This window comes from Aquabacterium sp. G14, from assembly GCF_037482285.1.
Classification (GTDB): domain Bacteria; phylum Pseudomonadota; class Gammaproteobacteria; order Burkholderiales; family Burkholderiaceae_C; genus Aquabacterium.
Genome location: NZ_JBBEYB010000009.1, coordinates 87,981 through 103,436, shown reverse-complemented (window position 1 = coordinate 103,436; position 15,456 = coordinate 87,981). Strand labels below are relative to the sequence as shown.

The window sequence follows — 15,456 nt, the reverse complement described above, 5'->3', positions numbered from 1 at the left end:
CTTCGGATCAAACCTGCACCATCTCGAAGTCGTCCTTGCGCGCACCGCACTCCGGGCAGACCCAGTTCATGGGCACATCTTCCCAGCGGGTACCTGCCGGGATGCCTTCTTCGGGCAAGCCTGCCGCTTCATCGTAAATCCAGCCGCAGATCAGGCACATCCAGGTACGAAATTCGTTCACGTCGACTTAAACCAGCTTGAATACAATGGACTGATTGTAGCCATCGGTCTTTCGCGCAAATCCAAGGGTTTGTGGGCAAGTAGACCTTATCTTTCGATAAAACCGCCATGAATTCTCAACTTATCGGACAAGATCTCACACTGGCGGCCGAAGAGCAAGATGCCGGGGCACCGGCTTGTGTCCTCAGTTTCAACGCCAGCGACCCCACCGGTGCGTCTGGAATCGGGGCTGATATCGCGACGATCGCTGCGATGGGAGCCCACGCCCTGCCCGTGGTCACCAGCATCCTGGTACGCGACACCGCGGAGATCTTCGAAGCCCACGAACTCGACTCTGAGGCCGTGGTGGACCAGGCGCGTTCCGTGCTGGAGGATGCCACCATCGCCTCGTGGAAGGTGGGCTTCCTGGGCAGCGCCGAGGGCGTGAGCGCCGTGGCCGAGATCCTTTCCGACTACACCGATGTGCCATTGGTGTCGTATCTGCCCAACTTGTCGTGGATGGATGACGATGCTCAGATGGCCTACCTTGATGCCTTTCGGGAGTTGATCCTGCCAGCCACGATGGTGTTGGTCGGGAGCCACAATACCCTGACTGACTTCCTGTTGCCAGAATGGGACGCTGAACGTCCGCCGTCTGCGCGTGAGTTGGCCGTGGCCGCGGCCGAGCACGGCACCGACTACGTGCTGGTGACGGGCGTGCAATTGCCCGACCAGTTCATTGACAACGTGCTGGCATCGCCTCAAGGGGCCATGTGCGGTGAGCGTTTTGAACGTTTCGAAGCCAGTTTTGTCGGCGCTGGTGACACGCTGTCGGCGGCACTGGCTGCGATCCTCTCCAGCGGGACCGCACTGGATGTCGCGGCCGCGGAGGCTTTGAGTTTTCTGGATCAGGCATTGGATGCCGGCTTCCGCCCCGGCATGGGTGGCGTCATCCCTGACCGCTTCTTCTGGGCCCTGCCTCCCGGTGAAGAGCCCCCCGAGGGGCCCGCTCCCGAAGAGTCCGTCGACCTGCTCGACGACACCGTCCCTCCTCTGCATTCACGCAATGTCCACTAACGTTTCCCTGTTCGAACGCGCTCAGCGCGTCATTCCCGGTGGTGTCAACTCGCCCGTACGCGCTTTTCGCGCCGTGGGCGGCACCCCCCGCTTCATTGCTCGCGCAGCAGGCGCGTACATGTGGGATGCCGAAGGCTCCCGATATATCGATTACATCGGATCATGGGGACCGATGATCCTGGGTCACGGCCACCCGGAAGTGCTGGAAGCCGTGCAAAAGGCGGCGCTGGATGGGTTCTCGTTTGGGGCCCCGACCGAGCGCGAAATCGAGTTGGCCGAAGAGATTCTCAAGCTGGCTCCGAGCGCCGAGCAGGTTCGTTTGGTGAGCTCGGGCACCGAAGCCGGCATGAGTGCGATCCGTTTGGCGCGCGGCTACACCGGTCGCAGCAAGTTGATCAAGTTCGAAGGCTGCTATCACGGCCACGCCGATGCGCTGCTGGTCAAAGCTGGCTCGGGATTGGCCACCTTTGGACACCCCACCAGCGCAGGCGTGCCACCTGAGGTGGTGCAGCACACCCTGGTGCTGGAGTACAACAACATCGCGCAGATTGAAGAGGCGTTCGCCACGCAAGGAGACGAGATCGCCTGCGTGATGATTGAACCGATTGCCGGCAACATGAACTTCGTGCGCGCCAGCGTACCGTTCATGAAGCGCATCCGTGAGCTGTGCAACCAACACGGCGCCTTGCTGGTCTTTGACGAGGTCATGAGCGGCTTCCGTGTGGCCTTGGGCAGCGCCCAGAGCATCTACGCACGCGAGATCCCGGGCTTCCAGCCCGACATGAGTGTGTTCGGCAAGGTCATTGGTGGCGGCATGCCACTCGCTGCCTTCGCCTCCTCGCGCGAGATCATGTCCAAGCTGGCCCCCCTGGGCCCGGTCTACCAGGCTGGCACGCTGTCGGGCAACCCGGTGGCCACGGCCTGCGGCCTGACCACGCTCAAGCTGATCCAGCGCGAAGGCTTTTTCGAAGCCCTGTCGGCCCGCACCCGCAGCCTGATGGACGGGATGGCGCAGGCAGCGGCGCAAGCCGGCATCCCCCTGGTCACCGATTGCCAGGGCGGCATGTTCGGCTTCTTCTTTGCCGAGGCACTGCCACAAAACTACCAGCAGGTCATGGCCAAGGGGAGCGAGCGCTTCAATCGCTTCTATCACCTGATGCTCGACCGTGGGGTGTACTTCGCCCCCGCCATGTACGAAGCCGGCTTTGTGAGCGCGGCCCACACGGAACAGGACATTGCCGACACGGTGGCTGCGGCTGCCGAGGCGTTCCGCCAACTCTGACGTTTCCATGCACATCCACATTCTTGGCATCTGCGGCACCTTCATGGGTGGCGTGGCTGCGCTCGCCCGCGAGGCGGGCCACCGTGTCACCGGCTGCGATGCAGGCGTCTATCCGCCGATGAGCGACCAGCTCCGCGCGCTGGGCATCGACCTGATCGAAGGCTATGGGGTCGAGCAGCTGTCGCTCCAGCCGGATCTGTTCGTGATCGGCAACGTGGTCTCGCGTGGCAACCCATTGATGGAAGCCATTCTGGATGCGGGGCTGCCCTACACGAGCGGTCCGCAGTGGTTGAGCGAGAACGTGCTGCAAGGCCGCCATGTGCTGGCCGTGGCAGGCACGCACGGCAAGACCACGACCACGTCCATGCTGACCTGGATCCTGGAGTTTGCCGGGCTGCAGCCGGGCTTCTTGGTGGGTGGCGTGCCGCAGAACTTTGGCGTGTCGGCGCGACTGGGCAACACCGAAGCGGCCAGCCGTCCGGCCACGGGTCACCCCTTCGTGATCGAGGCGGACGAATACGACACGGCCTTCTTCGACAAGCGCAGCAAGTTCGTGCATTACCGTCCACGCACGGCCATCCTAAACAACCTTGAGTTTGACCACGCCGACATCTTTGCAGACCTGGCCGCCATCGAAACACAGTTCCACCACCTGGTGCGCACCGTGCCCGCCAGTGGCCGTCTCGTTGTCAATGCACGCGAGGAGGCTTTGAGCCGCGTGCTGGAGCGCGGTTGCTGGAGCGACGTGGTGCGTTTTGGCGAGCGGCGCGACGCGCCCGGTTTCCGCGCCCGCGGCGAGCCGCACGCCTTTGACGTGCTGAAAGCCGGTGTGCTGGTCGGTCGCGTGGAATGGGCCCTGTTGGGCGAACACAACCAGTTGAACGCCTTGGCAGCGATCGCCGCCGCCGAGCATGTGGGCGTGACGCCACAGCAGGCCTGCGAAGCGCTGGGGCAATTTGCCAACGTCAAACGCCGCCTGGAATTGAAGGGCGAGGTGCGTGGCATCACGGTGTACGACGACTTCGCCCATCACCCCACGGCCATCCGCACGACCGTGGACGGCCTGCGCCGCAAGGTCGGACCAGACAGCCGCATCCTGGCAGTGTTCGAGCCGCGCTCCAACACCATGAAGCTGGGCACGATGAAGGCGCAACTGCCGTGGTCACTGGAGGAAGCCGATCTGGCCTTCTGTCACAGTGGCGGCCTGGGTTGGGATGCTTCAGAGGCCTTGCTGGAGATGGGGGATCGCGCCGTGATGTCCGACAACATCGACACGCTGGTGAGCAAGATCGTCAAGGCTGCGCAGCCAGGCGACCACGTCCTGTGCATGAGCAATGGCGGCTTTGGCGGCGTTCACGACAAGTTGCTGAACGCCTTGGCGCAGGGCTGAGCCTGCGCCACCTGCACCGCTGGGGGTGCAGCGCCTCAAGCCATCAAGGCCTCGGCCTCCACCATCAGCCGCGCCGGATTGGCCCCCAGACGCGCCTGGGGTTCAAACACGTCCACCCGATCGGTGATCAGCCCGTCCAGGCCGGCGCGCCACAATGCGCTGGCGCGTGACGCCTGATTGACGGTGTAGCTCAAGGCTTTCATGCCGACCGCATGGATCGCAGCGATGCGCTCGGCGTTCAAATGAGCATGGTTCACGACCACGGCAACACATCCGAGTCGCACGGCGGTGCCGATGCTGCCATCGGTCCACGTATCAAGCAGCAAGGCCCGGGGCAGCTCCGGCTGCGTCTGGCGAGCGGCCTCCAAGGCGACGGTGCTGAACGAGCTGAGCAGAGGCTTGACGTGAGCTTGCGACCACAGTCGCGCGACATGCTGCGCCACCACCCGTCCCGTGCGCACTTCGTCACCGGGTGTGGGCTTGATTTCCAGATTGACCATCATGCCCAAGGCCTGCAGCCAACGGGCCAAGGACTCCAAGCGCAGCAGCGGCTCCCCCGCATACGGGCGGCCATGCCAACTGCCGGCGTCCAGACGTGAGAGTGCATCCCAGGTCAACAACCCCGCGTCGCCCTGCCCGTTGGTCGTGCGATTCAGGTCGGTGTCGTGCAGCAGAAACGGCTCACCATCGGCACTCAGCTTCACGTCGCACTCGAACATGGCAAACCCATGCTCGGCGCCCAAACGGAAGGCTGCCATGGTGTTCTCGGGCGCCAACTCCCCCGCACCTCGGTGGGCAATCCAGCAGGGATAAGGCCAGGCGGCATTCGGAGCGGCAGCGTGCATAGGGAGGCTCGGCAAAAGGTCATCGAGGTGTCAGTGTTGTCAGCATAACGACTTCAAACGCACCCAAACGCTGCCATAAGGCCGGACTAAGCGCCCTTTTCTGACTAAGGGCATGACCTGCTGCGTTACCATCTCACCTCAGGCGCGAAAACCACCCCCACAGCAGCGCCTGGGTGTGATCCATCGCCCCCAGGTGCCTTGCGCATTTCTGAAATCCGGCCCTTCGCGTCTGGCGCCCTCATGAACGCACCCACCGAGTTGACCCACATGATTGCCCAGGCTGCCGACGCCCACACGGACGGCCAGCCACGCCTGCGCGAGATTCCCTATAACTACACCTCGTTCTCGGACCGCGAGATCGTCCAGCGCCTGCTGGGCCAACGTGCCTGGGACGCGCTGAGCCAGTTGCGCACCGAGCGCATGACGGGCCGCTCTGCCCGGATGCTGTACGAAGTGCTGGGCGACATCTGGGTCGTGCAGCGCAACCCCTATCTGCAAGACGACCTGCTGGACAACCCCAAGCGCCGTGGCCAGCTGATCGAAGCCTTGCACCACCGCCTGGGCGAGGTCGACAAGCGTCGCACCCCCAGCAACGACAGCGCCCGCGACGCCCTGGTGGGGGAGGTGTTGGGCATGGCCCGTACGGCTGTAGACCGCTTTGCCCGCGCGTTCGAACAGATGGGCGAGTTGCGTGAGCGCGCTCAGCGTGTGCTGCGCAAGGTCACCCGCCACGACAACATCAAGTTCGACGGCCTGAGCCGCGTCTCGCACGTGACCGACGCCACCGACTGGCGTGTCGAGTATCCCTTTGTCGTCCTCACACCGGACACGGAAGAAGAGATGGCCGCCCTGGTCAAGGGCTGCGTCGAACTCGGTCTGACCATCATCCCGCGCGGGGGTGGAACGGGCTACACCGGCGGTGCTGTGCCGCTGACCTGGAAGAGCGCGGTGATCAACACCGAAAAGCTCGAACAGATGACCGAAGTCGAGATGGTGAACCTGCCGGGCGTGGACCAGCCCGTGGCCACCGTCTGGACCGGTGCGGGCGTGGTCACGCAGCGCGTGGCCGATGCGGCCGAGCGCGCGGGATTTGTGTTTGCGGTGGACCCAACCTCGGCTGAGGCCTCCTGCGTGGGCGGCAACATCGCCATGAACGCCGGCGGCAAGAAGGCCGTGCTCTGGGGCACCGCCCTGGACAACCTCGCCTCGTGGCGCATGGTCACGCCCGACGCGCAATGGCTGGAAGTGGTGCGCCTGAACCACAACCTCGGCAAAATCCATGACGTGGAAACCGCCAGCTTCGAGTTGCGCTACTTCGAAGCCGACGGCAAGACCCCGATCCGCACCGAACGCCTGGACATCCCCGGCCGCACCTTCCGCAAGGAAGGCCTGGGCAAGGACGTCACCGACAAGTTCCTCGCCGGCCTGCCCGGCATCCAGAAGGAAGGCTGTGACGGCCTGATCACCAGCGCCCGCTGGGTTGTTCACCGCATGCCCAAGCACGTGCGCACGGTGTGCCTGGAGTTCTTTGGCAACCCGAAGGAAGGCGTGCCCTCGATCGTCGAGATCAAGGACTTCATGTTCGAGGAGATGAAGCAACCGGGCGGCGCCATCCTGGCCGGCCTGGAGCACCTCGACGACCGCTACCTGCGCGCCGTGGGCTATGCCACCAAGAGCAAGCGCGGCACCCTGCCCAAGATGGTGCTGATCGGCGACATCGTGGGTGACGACGAAGACCGCGTGGCCCGCGCCAGCAGCGAAGTCATCCGCCTGGCCAATGGCCGTTCGGGCGAAGGCTTTGTGGCCGTCAGCGGTGAGGCCCGCAAGAAGTTCTGGGCCGACCGCAAGCGCACCGCCGCCATCGCCAAGCACACCAACGCCTTCAAGGTGAACGAAGACGTGGTGATTCCGCTGCCGCGCATGGGCGAGTACACCTTGGGCATCGAGCGCATCAACATCGAACTGAGCCTGCGCAACAAGCTGGCCCTGATCGATGCGCTAGAAGCCTTTTTCCAGACCGGTCCTCAGCACATTGCCTCGTTCATGGGCAAGGTCGAAGACGAGGAAGAGTTGCCCAGCGCCGAAGCCCTGGCCGAGAAGATCGCCACCGCGCAGGCCCACCTCACCACGGTGCGCGCCCGCTGGGCCTTCCTGTACGAGCACATCGACACCCCGATCTCCGAAGTAGACGAAGAACTGGTGGCCCATGGCTACCAGCAGCACCGCAACGGCACATACACGCCCGAAGCCTGTGACACGGTCTTCAACCTGCTGCAGACCTGGACGATCCGTGCTGGCTGGAAGCGCGAGATCCGTGACGTGCTGGCCCACGAGTTCAATGGTGGCGCCCTGCGCCCCATCTTGGACGAGCTCAAGCGCATCCACAAGCAGGTGCTGCGTGGCCGCGTGTGGGTGGCGCTGCACATGCACGCCGGCGACGGCAACGTGCACACCAACATCCCCGTCAACAGCGACAACTACGAGATGCTGCAAACGGCGCACGAAGCCGTGGGCCGCATCATGAAGCTGGCCCGTTCGCTCGACGGCGTGATCTCGGGCGAACACGGCATCGGCATCACCAAGCTGGAATTCCTCACCGACGAGGAAATGGCCAACTTCACCGCCTACAAGCAGAAGGTGGACCCGGAAGGCCGCTTCAACAAGGGCAAGCTGTTGCGTGGTGCTGCTCTGAAGGCACTGGGTGACGACGTGCACGCCGCCGACCTGACCGAGGCCTACACGCCCTCGTTCGGTCTGATGGGCCACGAATCGCTGATCATGCAGCAGTCGGACATTGGCGACATCGCCACCTCCGTCAAGGACTGCCTGCGTTGCGGCAAGTGCAAACCGGTGTGCGCCACCCACGTGCCGCGCGCCAACCTGCTCTACAGCCCGCGCAACAAGATCCTGGCCACCTCGCTGCTGGTCGAGGCCTTCCTGTACGAAGAGCAGACCCGCCGCGGCGTGTCGATCAAGCACTGGGAAGAGTTCGAGGACGTGGCCGACCACTGCACGGTCTGCCACAAGTGCCTGACGCCCTGCCCGGTCAAGATCGACTTCGGCGACGTGTCGATGGCCATGCGCAGCCTGCTGACCAAGCTGGGCAAGAAGTCCTTCCGCCCTGCGGGCGCGGCCGGCATGGCCATGCTCAACAGCAACAACCCGCAGACGATCAAGGTGATCCGCAGCGCCTTGGTGGACGTGGCGATGCCGCTGCAGCGTCTGGGCAATGATGTGCTGAAGCTGGCCGCACGCAAGCAGACCAGCGCCCCGCCGGCATCGGTGGGCAAGGCCTCCCTCAAGGAACAGGTCATCCACTTCATCAACAAGAAGATGCCGGGCGGCCTGCCCAAGAAAACCGCGCGCGCCTTGCTGGACATCGAGGACAAGGACTACGTCCCCATCATCCGCAACCCCAAAGCCACCACGTCGGACACCGAAGCGGTCTTCTACTTCCCGGGCTGTGGTTCGGAGCGTCTGTTCTCGCAAGTGGGCCTGGCCACGCAGGCGATGCTGTGGCATGCCGGCGTGCAGACCGTGTTGCCGCCGGGCTACCTGTGCTGTGGCTACCCGCAACGCGGTGCCGGCCAGTTCGATGTGGCCGAGAAGATGATCACCGACAACCGGGTGCTCTTCCACCGCGTGGCCAACACGCTGAACTACCTGGACATCAAGACGGTGGTTGTGTCCTGCGGCACCTGCTACGACCAGTTGCAGGGCTACCAGTTCGACAAGATCTTCCCCGGCTGCCGCATCATCGACATCCACGAGTACCTGCTGGAAAAGGGCATCACCCTGCCCAAGGCCGGCGGCTACCTCTTCCACGACCCCTGCCACAGCCCGATGAAGCAGCAGGATCCGATGAAGACCGTCAAGGCCTTGCTGGGCGATGGCGTGATCAAGTCGGAGCGTTGCTGCGGTGAGGCCGGCACTCTGGCTGTCAACCGCCCGGACATCTCCACGCAAGTGCGCTTCCGCAAGGAAGAGGAGATCCGCAAGGGTGAAGCCGCACTGCGCGAGCAAGGCCTGATCGGTGCCAAGGACAACGCCAAGATCCTGACGTCCTGCCCGGCCTGCCTGCAAGGTCTGAGTCGCTATGTGGATGACGCCCAGACCGGCCTGCTGGAAGCCGACTATGTCGTCATCGAGATGGCCAAGCAGATCCTGGGTGAAAACTGGATGCCGGAGTATGTGGCCAAGGCCAACAACGGCGGCATTGAGCGCGTCCTGGTCTGACAGGCCCACCCCCTACGCGCTTCGCGCGCCCCCTCAAGGGGGCGGACGCTGGCAGACCGGCCAAGCCGGATCTGCGGCGTCCGTTGGGTCGGGCTGAGGCATGCTGGCCACTGTGCGTTACCCGTTAACCCAAAACCAGAGCTGTCATGAGCATCACCTTGGTACCAGGCTGTGAACTGTGCGAGCAGGATGGCGGCATCCTGCTGTGGCGCACCGAGAAGTTCCGTGTGATCCGCGCGGTGGATGCCGATCATCCGGCGTTCTACCGTGTGATCTGGAACGAGCATGTGGCGGAATGGACCGATCTGGCGCCGACCGACCGCAGCCACCTCATGCAAGCCGTGGCCAAGGTGGAAACCGTGCTACGCCAGGTCTTGCAGCCCACCAAGGTGAATTTGGCCTCGCTGGGCAATGTGGTGCCGCACCTGCACTGGCACGTGATCGCACGCTATGACTGGGATGCCCGTTGGCCTGCGCCAATTTGGGCTCCGAAACAGCGCGAGGTGAGCGATGCGGCGCAGCGTCTGTCGGTACCCTTGGTGCAGGTCGATGCGGCCGTCGTGGCAGCGTTTGAGGAAACCAGCCACGCGAACTGATGGCCTCTGGCGCTGTGGCCAAACCTTGGCCATCCGCTTGCCACCCACCAACACCAAGGGCGCCCGCAGGCGCCCTTTTTCATGGCTTGATGACCTGAACGCTCAGTCCACCAGCCCCATGTCCGGGCTCATCAACATGCTTTCGATGTCGAGCAAGACCACCATGCGCTCGCCGACTTGAGCCAAACCACGGATGTAGGCTGCATCGATCGCCGACGACATTTCCGGTGCGGGGCGGATCGCCTCGGCCGGGATCTCCATCACGTCGCTGACCGAGTCGACCACGGTGCCGATGGTGCGCTGGCCAATGTGCAACACGATGCTGACCGTGAACGAGTTGTACTCGGCCGAGCTGCAACCGAAGCGCAGACGCAGGTCCACGATGGGGACGATGGTGCCACGCAGGTTGACGACACCCTTGAGGAAGTGCGGCGCATTGGCAATGCGCGTGGGGTTTTCATACCCACGGATTTCCTGCACCTTCAGGATGTCGATGCCGTACTCTTCATCGCCCAGACGGAACGTCAGGTATTCGCGCGCCAGACTGGCTTGCGAGTCTGGCTGTTCGACCACGCTCAAGCTTCCCATGAACACATTCTCCAATCAGATGAGGCCCGCGCCGCTCAGTGGCGCGAGCGACGCACCAGGCTGCCCACATCCAGGATCAGCGCCACGCGGCCATCTCCCATGATCGTCGCACCCGACACGTCGTTGACTTTGCGATAGTTGGTTTCGAGGTTCTTCACCACCACCTGTTGCTGGCCCAGCAGTTCATCAACCAGCAGGGCCACACGACCGCTTTCGGCCTCGACGACCACCATGATGCCGCTGTTGTGCTCCCAGTCAAAGCGGGGCACATCGAAGACCTTTTCCAGCTCGATGACGGGCATGTACTCGTCACGCACCTCGACCACACGACCGGAGCCACCGATGGTCTTGATCATCTCGGGGCTGACCTGGAAGGACTCGACCACCGACGACAGCGGCAGGATGTAGACCTCTTCGCCCACGCCCACGCTCATCCCGTCCATGATGGCCAGGGTCAGCGGCAGGCGCACTGCCACGCGCATACCGTAGCCTTCGGCCGAGTCGATCTCGACCGTGCCACCCAGCGAGGTGATGTTCTTTTTCACCACGTCCATGCCGACACCGCGACCCGACACGTCGGTGACCTCTTCGGCCGTCGAGAAGCCCGGCGCAAAGATCAGGTTCCAGACCTCTTGATCGGTCAGCGAGTCAGGTGCGTCCAGACCCTTTTCGCGGGCCTTGCGCAGCAGCTTCTCGCGCGACAGGCCCTTGCCGTTGTCACGCACCTCAATGACGATGGAGCCACCTTGGTGCGAGGCTGCCAGCGTGATGGTGCCCACCTCTGGCTTGCCCTTGGCCACACGCTCGGACGGCATTTCAATGCCATGGTCGCAAGAGTTGCGCACGAGGTGAGTCAGCGGATCGGTGATCTTCTCGACCAAGCCCTTGTCCAGTTCGGTCGCTTCACCCTGGGTCACCAGCTCGACCTTCTTGCCCAGCTTGTTGGCCAGGTCGCGCAGCATGCGCGGGAAGCGGCTGAAGACGGTCGACATCGGAATCATCCGGATCGACATCACAGCTTCTTGCAGGTCGCGGGTATTGCGGTCCAGATCGGTCAGGCCAGCCACCAGTTGCTGGTAGACCACCGGATCGAGACCCCGGCTGTTTTGCGCCAACATGGCCTGGGTGATGACGAGTTCGCCCACCAGGTTGATGAGCTGGTCAACTTTCTCGACCGAGACGCGGATGGTGGAGGCCTCAAGGCCGCCAGCCGGGCGATCGGACTTGGGTGCAGCCGCAGGCTTGGCCGGTGCGGGAGCGGGCTTCGGTGCGGGTGCAGCCGTCTCGACCACCTGATTGGTTGGCTTATTCGGTGCACCGGGCGCATCATCGAAGAAGCCATAACCGGCATCTGGCGCGGCCTTGTCTGCCATGGGGGCAGCCGGTGCCGCCTGAACTGGTGCGGGCTCGTCGTCAAAGAAACCGTAGCCCGGATCTGCGGCAGGAGCACTGGGTGCGGCCGGCGCGCCAAACGGCAGGAAAGCCACCTGCTCGCGAGAAACGTGGAAGGTGAACAAATCCAGCAAATCGCCTTCTGGCGTGCTGGTCACCACCTTGAAGCGGCGAATGCCAGCCAAGCTTGGCTCATCCGGCAAAGGTTCGATGGTGCCAAGATCGGTGATCTCCTTGAAGAGTTCGACCAAATTGTCAGCTTGGCTGCCGTCGCTCATTGGCCCAACGCGCAACTCGACGGTACGGGCGCCTGCCGTCGGGGCAGGCTCGACGGCCACGAGAGCGGATGTCGGTGTGGGCGCAGGTGCCGGTACGACCGGCGCAGGCGCGCTGGGTGCCGGCGCGCCCTCCCCGGAAACCATGGCGCGAATGTTCACCAGCAGGTCAGCGGTGTCGACCGGATCGGCCCCGGAGCCTTGGTGCCGGCCCAACATGGCGCGCAAGGCGTCACCTGATTGCAACAACACGTCCACCATGGCGGAGGTTGGAATCAGCTCATGTCGACGCAGCTTGTCCAGAAGCGTCTCCATCTGGTGGGTCAACTCGGCCACATCGCTGAAACCAAAGGTGGCAGCCCCCCCTTTGATGGAGTGGGCGCAACGGAAGATGGCGTTGAGTTCTTCATCGTCGGCTGCGGCCAGATCCACGTTCAACAGGAGTTGCTCCATGTTGTCGAGGTTCTCGCCGGCCTCCTCAAAGAAGACCTGATAGAACTGGCTGAGGTCGATGCCTGCCGAAGCGCTGCTGTTGTCTGTGCTCATCTCTGCCATGGCGGCTCCTGAATGTCGTCGCGGCACCGTCCATCACGGTGCACCCCAATGATCAGCGGATCACCTTCTGAATGACCTCGATCAGCTTGTTGGGGTCAAAGGGCTTGACCAGCCAGCCGGTTGCGCCCGCGGCACGGCCAGCCTGCTTCATCTGATCGCTGGACTCGGTGGTCAGGATCAGGATCGGCGTGGTCTTGAACTGGGGGTTCTCGCGCAATTTCTTGGTCAGGCTGATGCCGTCCATGCGGGGCATGTTCTGGTCGGTCAAGACCAGGTCAAAGCTGCGCCCGCCGGCTTTCTCCCATGCATCCTGTCCGTCAACAGCCTCGACGACGTTGTAGCCAGCGCTCTTGAGCGTGAAAGAAACCATTTGACGCATGGATGCAGAATCGTCGACGGCAAGAATCGAGTGCATGTCGCTCTCCGGTGCTTGAATGAACAGTGCTTTGTGAGCAGATGGTGGATGTTATGACCAGTCCGAGTCTGGCAGGATTTCAGCAAGCAGAATTTGTTCTCAGAACAATTCCACCGATCCTGCGTCCATTTCGTCCTGGGTCACCGGGTTGGGTTTGAGGGGAACGGATTCCACCACGGCATCGCCGTCTGGATCGTCCGACCCCAGGGCATCACGGGCAATTTGGTCGGCGCAGCTGCGCAGGCGCTGACTCGTGTGCGCGATCAACTGGGTGGCCATGTCTTGAAACTGCAAGGCTGTGACGGCCTTGAACAGCTTGTGGCGCACCTCCTGCAATTCCGGGGTGATCTCGTGCCCCTGATCAATGACCTCGGCCAGTTGCCCGGCCGAACTGTGAAAGCCCTCGATGAGGGCGAGGCAGGCATCGTCCAACAGGCGCTGCAGGCGCTCCAGATCGGTGGAGGCCATCATCAGGTGATCCTGCAGCTCGGCCGCGAGCAACAGGGGCATCTCGGCAGACTGGTTGGCGACGGGATCGTCGTAGCTCATCATGGCTCCACGTGACCGGGTTTGGGGCTCTTGCAGTCAATGCAAACGGATCTGTGTCCGGATTGTCGATCTATTGTGCCGACGCTTGACACCGTAACAACCTCCATCATGAGGCGGTTGTTAGAATTTTTCAGTTTCTTCGCTCCAGAAGGCGACAGTGAGTCGGTAAAACTTGGCGCAAATCGAAGGATGGAAGGTTTTCAGTGACAGATCACTCGTCCGGTTCACCGGCCCTCGCTGGAGATGTACCCTCCATGCCACCGCTGCGCCTGAAGGTGTTGCATATTGAAGACAACGAGGAGGATCATGCCCTCGTCGCCGTTCATTTGCGCCGCGGCGGCATCAATGCGGACATCCGTCGCATCGACAGCGAGCCAGAGTTGAACGAGGCGCTGTTCGAGGACTGGGACCTGATCCTGTGTGATTACAACTTGCCCGGCTACTCCGGGCTGGCGGCGCTCGACAAGGTGCGCGCACTGGGCAAACTGGTGCCCTTCATCCTGGTGTCCGGCGAGATTGGTGAGGACATTGCGGTCCAGGCCATGCGCAATGGCGCCAATGACTACCTGCTCAAAAGCAATCTGGCCCGCCTCGCACCGGCCGCCATGCTGGCCATTGAGGCCAACCGCACCCGCATTGCCAAGCAGCGGGCCGACTTGGCCCTGAGTCGCTCGCGCCAGCAACTGCGCGAGCTCGCGCAACACTTGCAGGCGAGCATCGAGCAAGAGCGTGCGGCCATCGCGCGTGAGATCCACGACGATGTGGGCGGGGCGATGACGGCGGTGAAGTTTGACCTTGAGTGGATCGTGCGACACGCCGAGAACCCGCAGGTGGCCGAGCGCGCGCGGCGCGCCTTGGAGACCGTGGGGCATGCGCACGAAGCCAGCCAGCGCATCATGCACAACCTGCGCCCCGCCATCCTGGAGCAAGGTCTGGTGCCGGCCCTTCAGTGGATGGCCGATCGTTTCGCCAAGCGCACGGGCATCGAGACCACCTTCCGCGCCAGCCACGAAAAGCCGGATCTGGCTTCGGGGGTGCCCTTGGTGGCCTACCGTTTTGCCCAGGAGGCCCTCACCAATGTGTCCAAACACGCTCAGGCCAGCAAGGTGAGCGTGGACCTGACGCAGGCGGGCGGCGTGCTGTCCATCGAGGTGACCGACAATGGCCGCGGCTTGAACAGCGAAGATCTGGCCAAGGCGCGCTCCTTCGGCATCCGGGGTCTGCACGAACGCGCCGAGACAGTCGGCGGCTGGGTGGACATCAGCAGCAACCCGCAAGGCACCAGTCTGATCCTGTCGGTGCCCTTGTCTGGCGATGAAAATGGCTTCATCGACGCTCTGCTCACCGGCCTGCCCGACGACACTGGCATGATGGACAACGACCACGACGACCCCACGACATGGGGCAATCTATGATCAAAGTCATTCTCTGCGACGACCATGCCCTGATCCGCCGCGGGATCCGCGACACGCTGTCCGACTCGGAAGACATCGAGGTGGTCGGCGAAGCCGGTGACTATGGCGAGTTGCGGGCCTTGCTGCGCGACAAGTCCTGCGACGTGCTGGTGCTGGACATCAACCTGCCGGGCCGCAGTGGGCTGGACGTGTTGCACGTGCTCAAAGAGGAAGGCAGCACGCTCAAGGTGCTGGTGGTGTCGATGTACCCCGAAGACCAGTACGCCATGCGGGCGCTGAAGGCAGGGGCATCTGGGTATCTGAACAAGGGCAGCGACGCGGCCCAGATCGTGGCTGCGGTACGCACTGTGGCCCTCGGCAAGAAGTATGTGACGCCCGAGATGGCCCAGATGCTGGTGGACAACCTGACCACGCCCACACAGGAAGACGCACACCAAAAGCTGTCCGACCGCGAGTTGCAGACCTTGGTGATGATCGCCTCGGGCAAGCGCCTGTCGGACATCGCCGAACAGCTGTTGCTCAGTCCCAAGACGGTGAGCGTGTACCGGGCCCGAGTGCTGGAAAAGCTCGGCCTGACCAACAACTCCGAGCTCACGGTGTACGCGATCCGCAACGGTCTGGTGTAAGCCGTCGGGGACCGCGACGCGGGGCAGCCTGGGCACCTCGGAGCACCAGGCCCTGA

The 15,456-nt window shown here is 63.2% G+C and carries 13 protein-coding genes; 7 read left to right on the top strand and 6 right to left on the bottom strand.

Features of this window, described 5'->3' with window-relative positions:
- Positions 1-7: 7 nt before the first annotated feature.
- The gene (locus WIT60_RS11385; protein ID WP_339584086.1) at positions 8-160 is read right to left on the bottom strand and encodes a rubredoxin; all 153 of its coding nucleotides are present in this window, start codon (positions 158-160) and stop codon (positions 8-10) included.
- Between the two features lie 128 nt (positions 161-288).
- On the opposite strand from WIT60_RS11385, the gene thiD reads away from it, so the two are divergent.
- The 3 genes from thiD to mpl are packed head-to-tail and all read left to right on the top strand — an operon-like array spanning position 289 to position 3,908.
- Positions 289-1,236, top strand: a complete 948-nt coding sequence (gene thiD, locus WIT60_RS11380) for a bifunctional hydroxymethylpyrimidine kinase/phosphomethylpyrimidine kinase (RefSeq protein WP_339584036.1) — start codon at positions 289-291, stop codon at positions 1,234-1,236.
- Positions 1,226-2,518: a glutamate-1-semialdehyde 2,1-aminomutase gene (gene hemL, locus WIT60_RS11375; RefSeq protein ID WP_339584035.1), complete on the top strand. Its 1,293-nt coding sequence runs from the start codon at positions 1,226-1,228 to the stop codon at positions 2,516-2,518. Before thiD ends, hemL begins: the two co-directional genes overlap by 11 nt.
- A 7-nt stretch (positions 2,519-2,525) precedes the next feature.
- Positions 2,526-3,908: a UDP-N-acetylmuramate:L-alanyl-gamma-D-glutamyl-meso-diaminopimelate ligase gene (gene mpl, locus WIT60_RS11370; protein WP_339584034.1), complete on the top strand. Its 1,383-nt coding sequence runs from the start codon at positions 2,526-2,528 to the stop codon at positions 3,906-3,908.
- A 35-nt stretch (positions 3,909-3,943) separates the two neighbouring features.
- Here the strand turns inward: mpl and ugpQ are convergent, their stop codons facing one another.
- Positions 3,944-4,753, bottom strand: a complete 810-nt coding sequence (ugpQ, locus tag WIT60_RS11365) for a glycerophosphodiester phosphodiesterase (RefSeq protein WP_339584033.1) — start codon at positions 4,751-4,753, stop codon at positions 3,944-3,946.
- 240 nt (positions 4,754-4,993) lie between these two features.
- Here ugpQ and WIT60_RS11360 point away from each other — a divergent pair, with 240 nt between their 5' ends.
- Positions 4,994-8,989, top strand: coding sequence for a DUF3683 domain-containing protein (locus tag WIT60_RS11360; protein WP_339584032.1), 3,996 nt, complete (start codon positions 4,994-4,996; stop codon positions 8,987-8,989).
- Positions 8,990-9,135: 146 nt separating this feature from the next.
- Positions 9,136-9,585: an HIT family protein gene (locus WIT60_RS11355; RefSeq protein ID WP_339584031.1), complete on the top strand. Its 450-nt coding sequence runs from the start codon at positions 9,136-9,138 to the stop codon at positions 9,583-9,585.
- A gap of 102 nt (positions 9,586-9,687) precedes the next feature.
- Here WIT60_RS11355 and WIT60_RS11350 read toward each other — a convergent pair whose 3' ends face one another.
- The 4 genes from WIT60_RS11350 to WIT60_RS11335 all read right to left on the bottom strand — a co-directional run bounded on the left by WIT60_RS11350 (position 9,688) and on the right by WIT60_RS11335 (position 13,359).
- A complete protein-coding gene (locus WIT60_RS11350) occupies positions 9,688-10,164 on the bottom strand; it encodes a chemotaxis protein CheW (protein ID WP_339584085.1) in 477 nt (158 codons plus the stop codon).
- A 44-nt stretch (positions 10,165-10,208) separates the two neighbouring features.
- On the bottom strand, positions 10,209-12,395 hold the full coding sequence (locus WIT60_RS11345; RefSeq protein ID WP_339584030.1) for a chemotaxis protein CheA: 2,187 nt from the start codon (positions 12,393-12,395) through the stop codon (positions 10,209-10,211).
- A 52-nt stretch (positions 12,396-12,447) separates the two neighbouring features.
- Entirely contained in the window at positions 12,448-12,810 is a 363-nt protein-coding gene (locus WIT60_RS11340; protein WP_339584029.1) for a response regulator, read from the bottom strand.
- Between the two features lie 99 nt (positions 12,811-12,909).
- A complete protein-coding gene (locus WIT60_RS11335) occupies positions 12,910-13,359 on the bottom strand; it encodes a hypothetical protein (RefSeq protein ID WP_339584028.1) in 450 nt (149 codons plus the stop codon).
- Positions 13,360-13,613: 254 nt separating this feature from the next.
- Here WIT60_RS11335 and WIT60_RS11330 point away from each other — a divergent pair, with 254 nt between their 5' ends.
- Together WIT60_RS11330 and WIT60_RS11325 are read left to right on the top strand one after the other, a co-directional pair.
- Positions 13,614-14,774, top strand: coding sequence for a hybrid sensor histidine kinase/response regulator (locus WIT60_RS11330; RefSeq protein WP_339584027.1), 1,161 nt, complete (start codon positions 13,614-13,616; stop codon positions 14,772-14,774).
- The gene (locus WIT60_RS11325; RefSeq protein ID WP_339584026.1) at positions 14,771-15,400 is read left to right on the top strand and encodes a response regulator; all 630 of its coding nucleotides are present in this window, start codon (positions 14,771-14,773) and stop codon (positions 15,398-15,400) included. The genes WIT60_RS11330 and WIT60_RS11325 overlap by 4 nt, the downstream gene beginning before the upstream one ends.
- Positions 15,401-15,456 lie beyond the last annotated feature (56 nt).

Coding starts and splice junctions, on each gene's coding strand:
- WIT60_RS11385 (WP_339584086.1), bottom strand. CDS start 160: ATGTGCCTGATCTGCGGCTGGATTTACGATGAAGCGGCAGGCTTGCCC.
- thiD (WP_339584036.1), top strand. CDS start 289: ATGAATTCTCAACTTATCGGACAAGATCTCACACTGGCGGCCGAAGAG.
- hemL (WP_339584035.1), top strand. CDS start 1,226: ATGTCCACTAACGTTTCCCTGTTCGAACGCGCTCAGCGCGTCATTCCC.
- mpl (WP_339584034.1), top strand. CDS start 2,526: ATGCACATCCACATTCTTGGCATCTGCGGCACCTTCATGGGTGGCGTG.
- ugpQ (WP_339584033.1), bottom strand. CDS start 4,753: ATGCACGCTGCCGCTCCGAATGCCGCCTGGCCTTATCCCTGCTGGATT.
- WIT60_RS11360 (WP_339584032.1), top strand. CDS start 4,994: ATGAACGCACCCACCGAGTTGACCCACATGATTGCCCAGGCTGCCGAC.
- WIT60_RS11355 (WP_339584031.1), top strand. CDS start 9,136: ATGAGCATCACCTTGGTACCAGGCTGTGAACTGTGCGAGCAGGATGGC.
- WIT60_RS11345 (WP_339584030.1), bottom strand. CDS start 12,395: ATGGCAGAGATGAGCACAGACAACAGCAGCGCTTCGGCAGGCATCGAC.
- WIT60_RS11340 (WP_339584029.1), bottom strand. CDS start 12,810: ATGCACTCGATTCTTGCCGTCGACGATTCTGCATCCATGCGTCAAATG.
- WIT60_RS11335 (WP_339584028.1), bottom strand. CDS start 13,359: ATGAGCTACGACGATCCCGTCGCCAACCAGTCTGCCGAGATGCCCCTG.
- WIT60_RS11330 (WP_339584027.1), top strand. CDS start 13,614: ATGCCACCGCTGCGCCTGAAGGTGTTGCATATTGAAGACAACGAGGAG.
- WIT60_RS11325 (WP_339584026.1), top strand. CDS start 14,771: ATGATCAAAGTCATTCTCTGCGACGACCATGCCCTGATCCGCCGCGGG.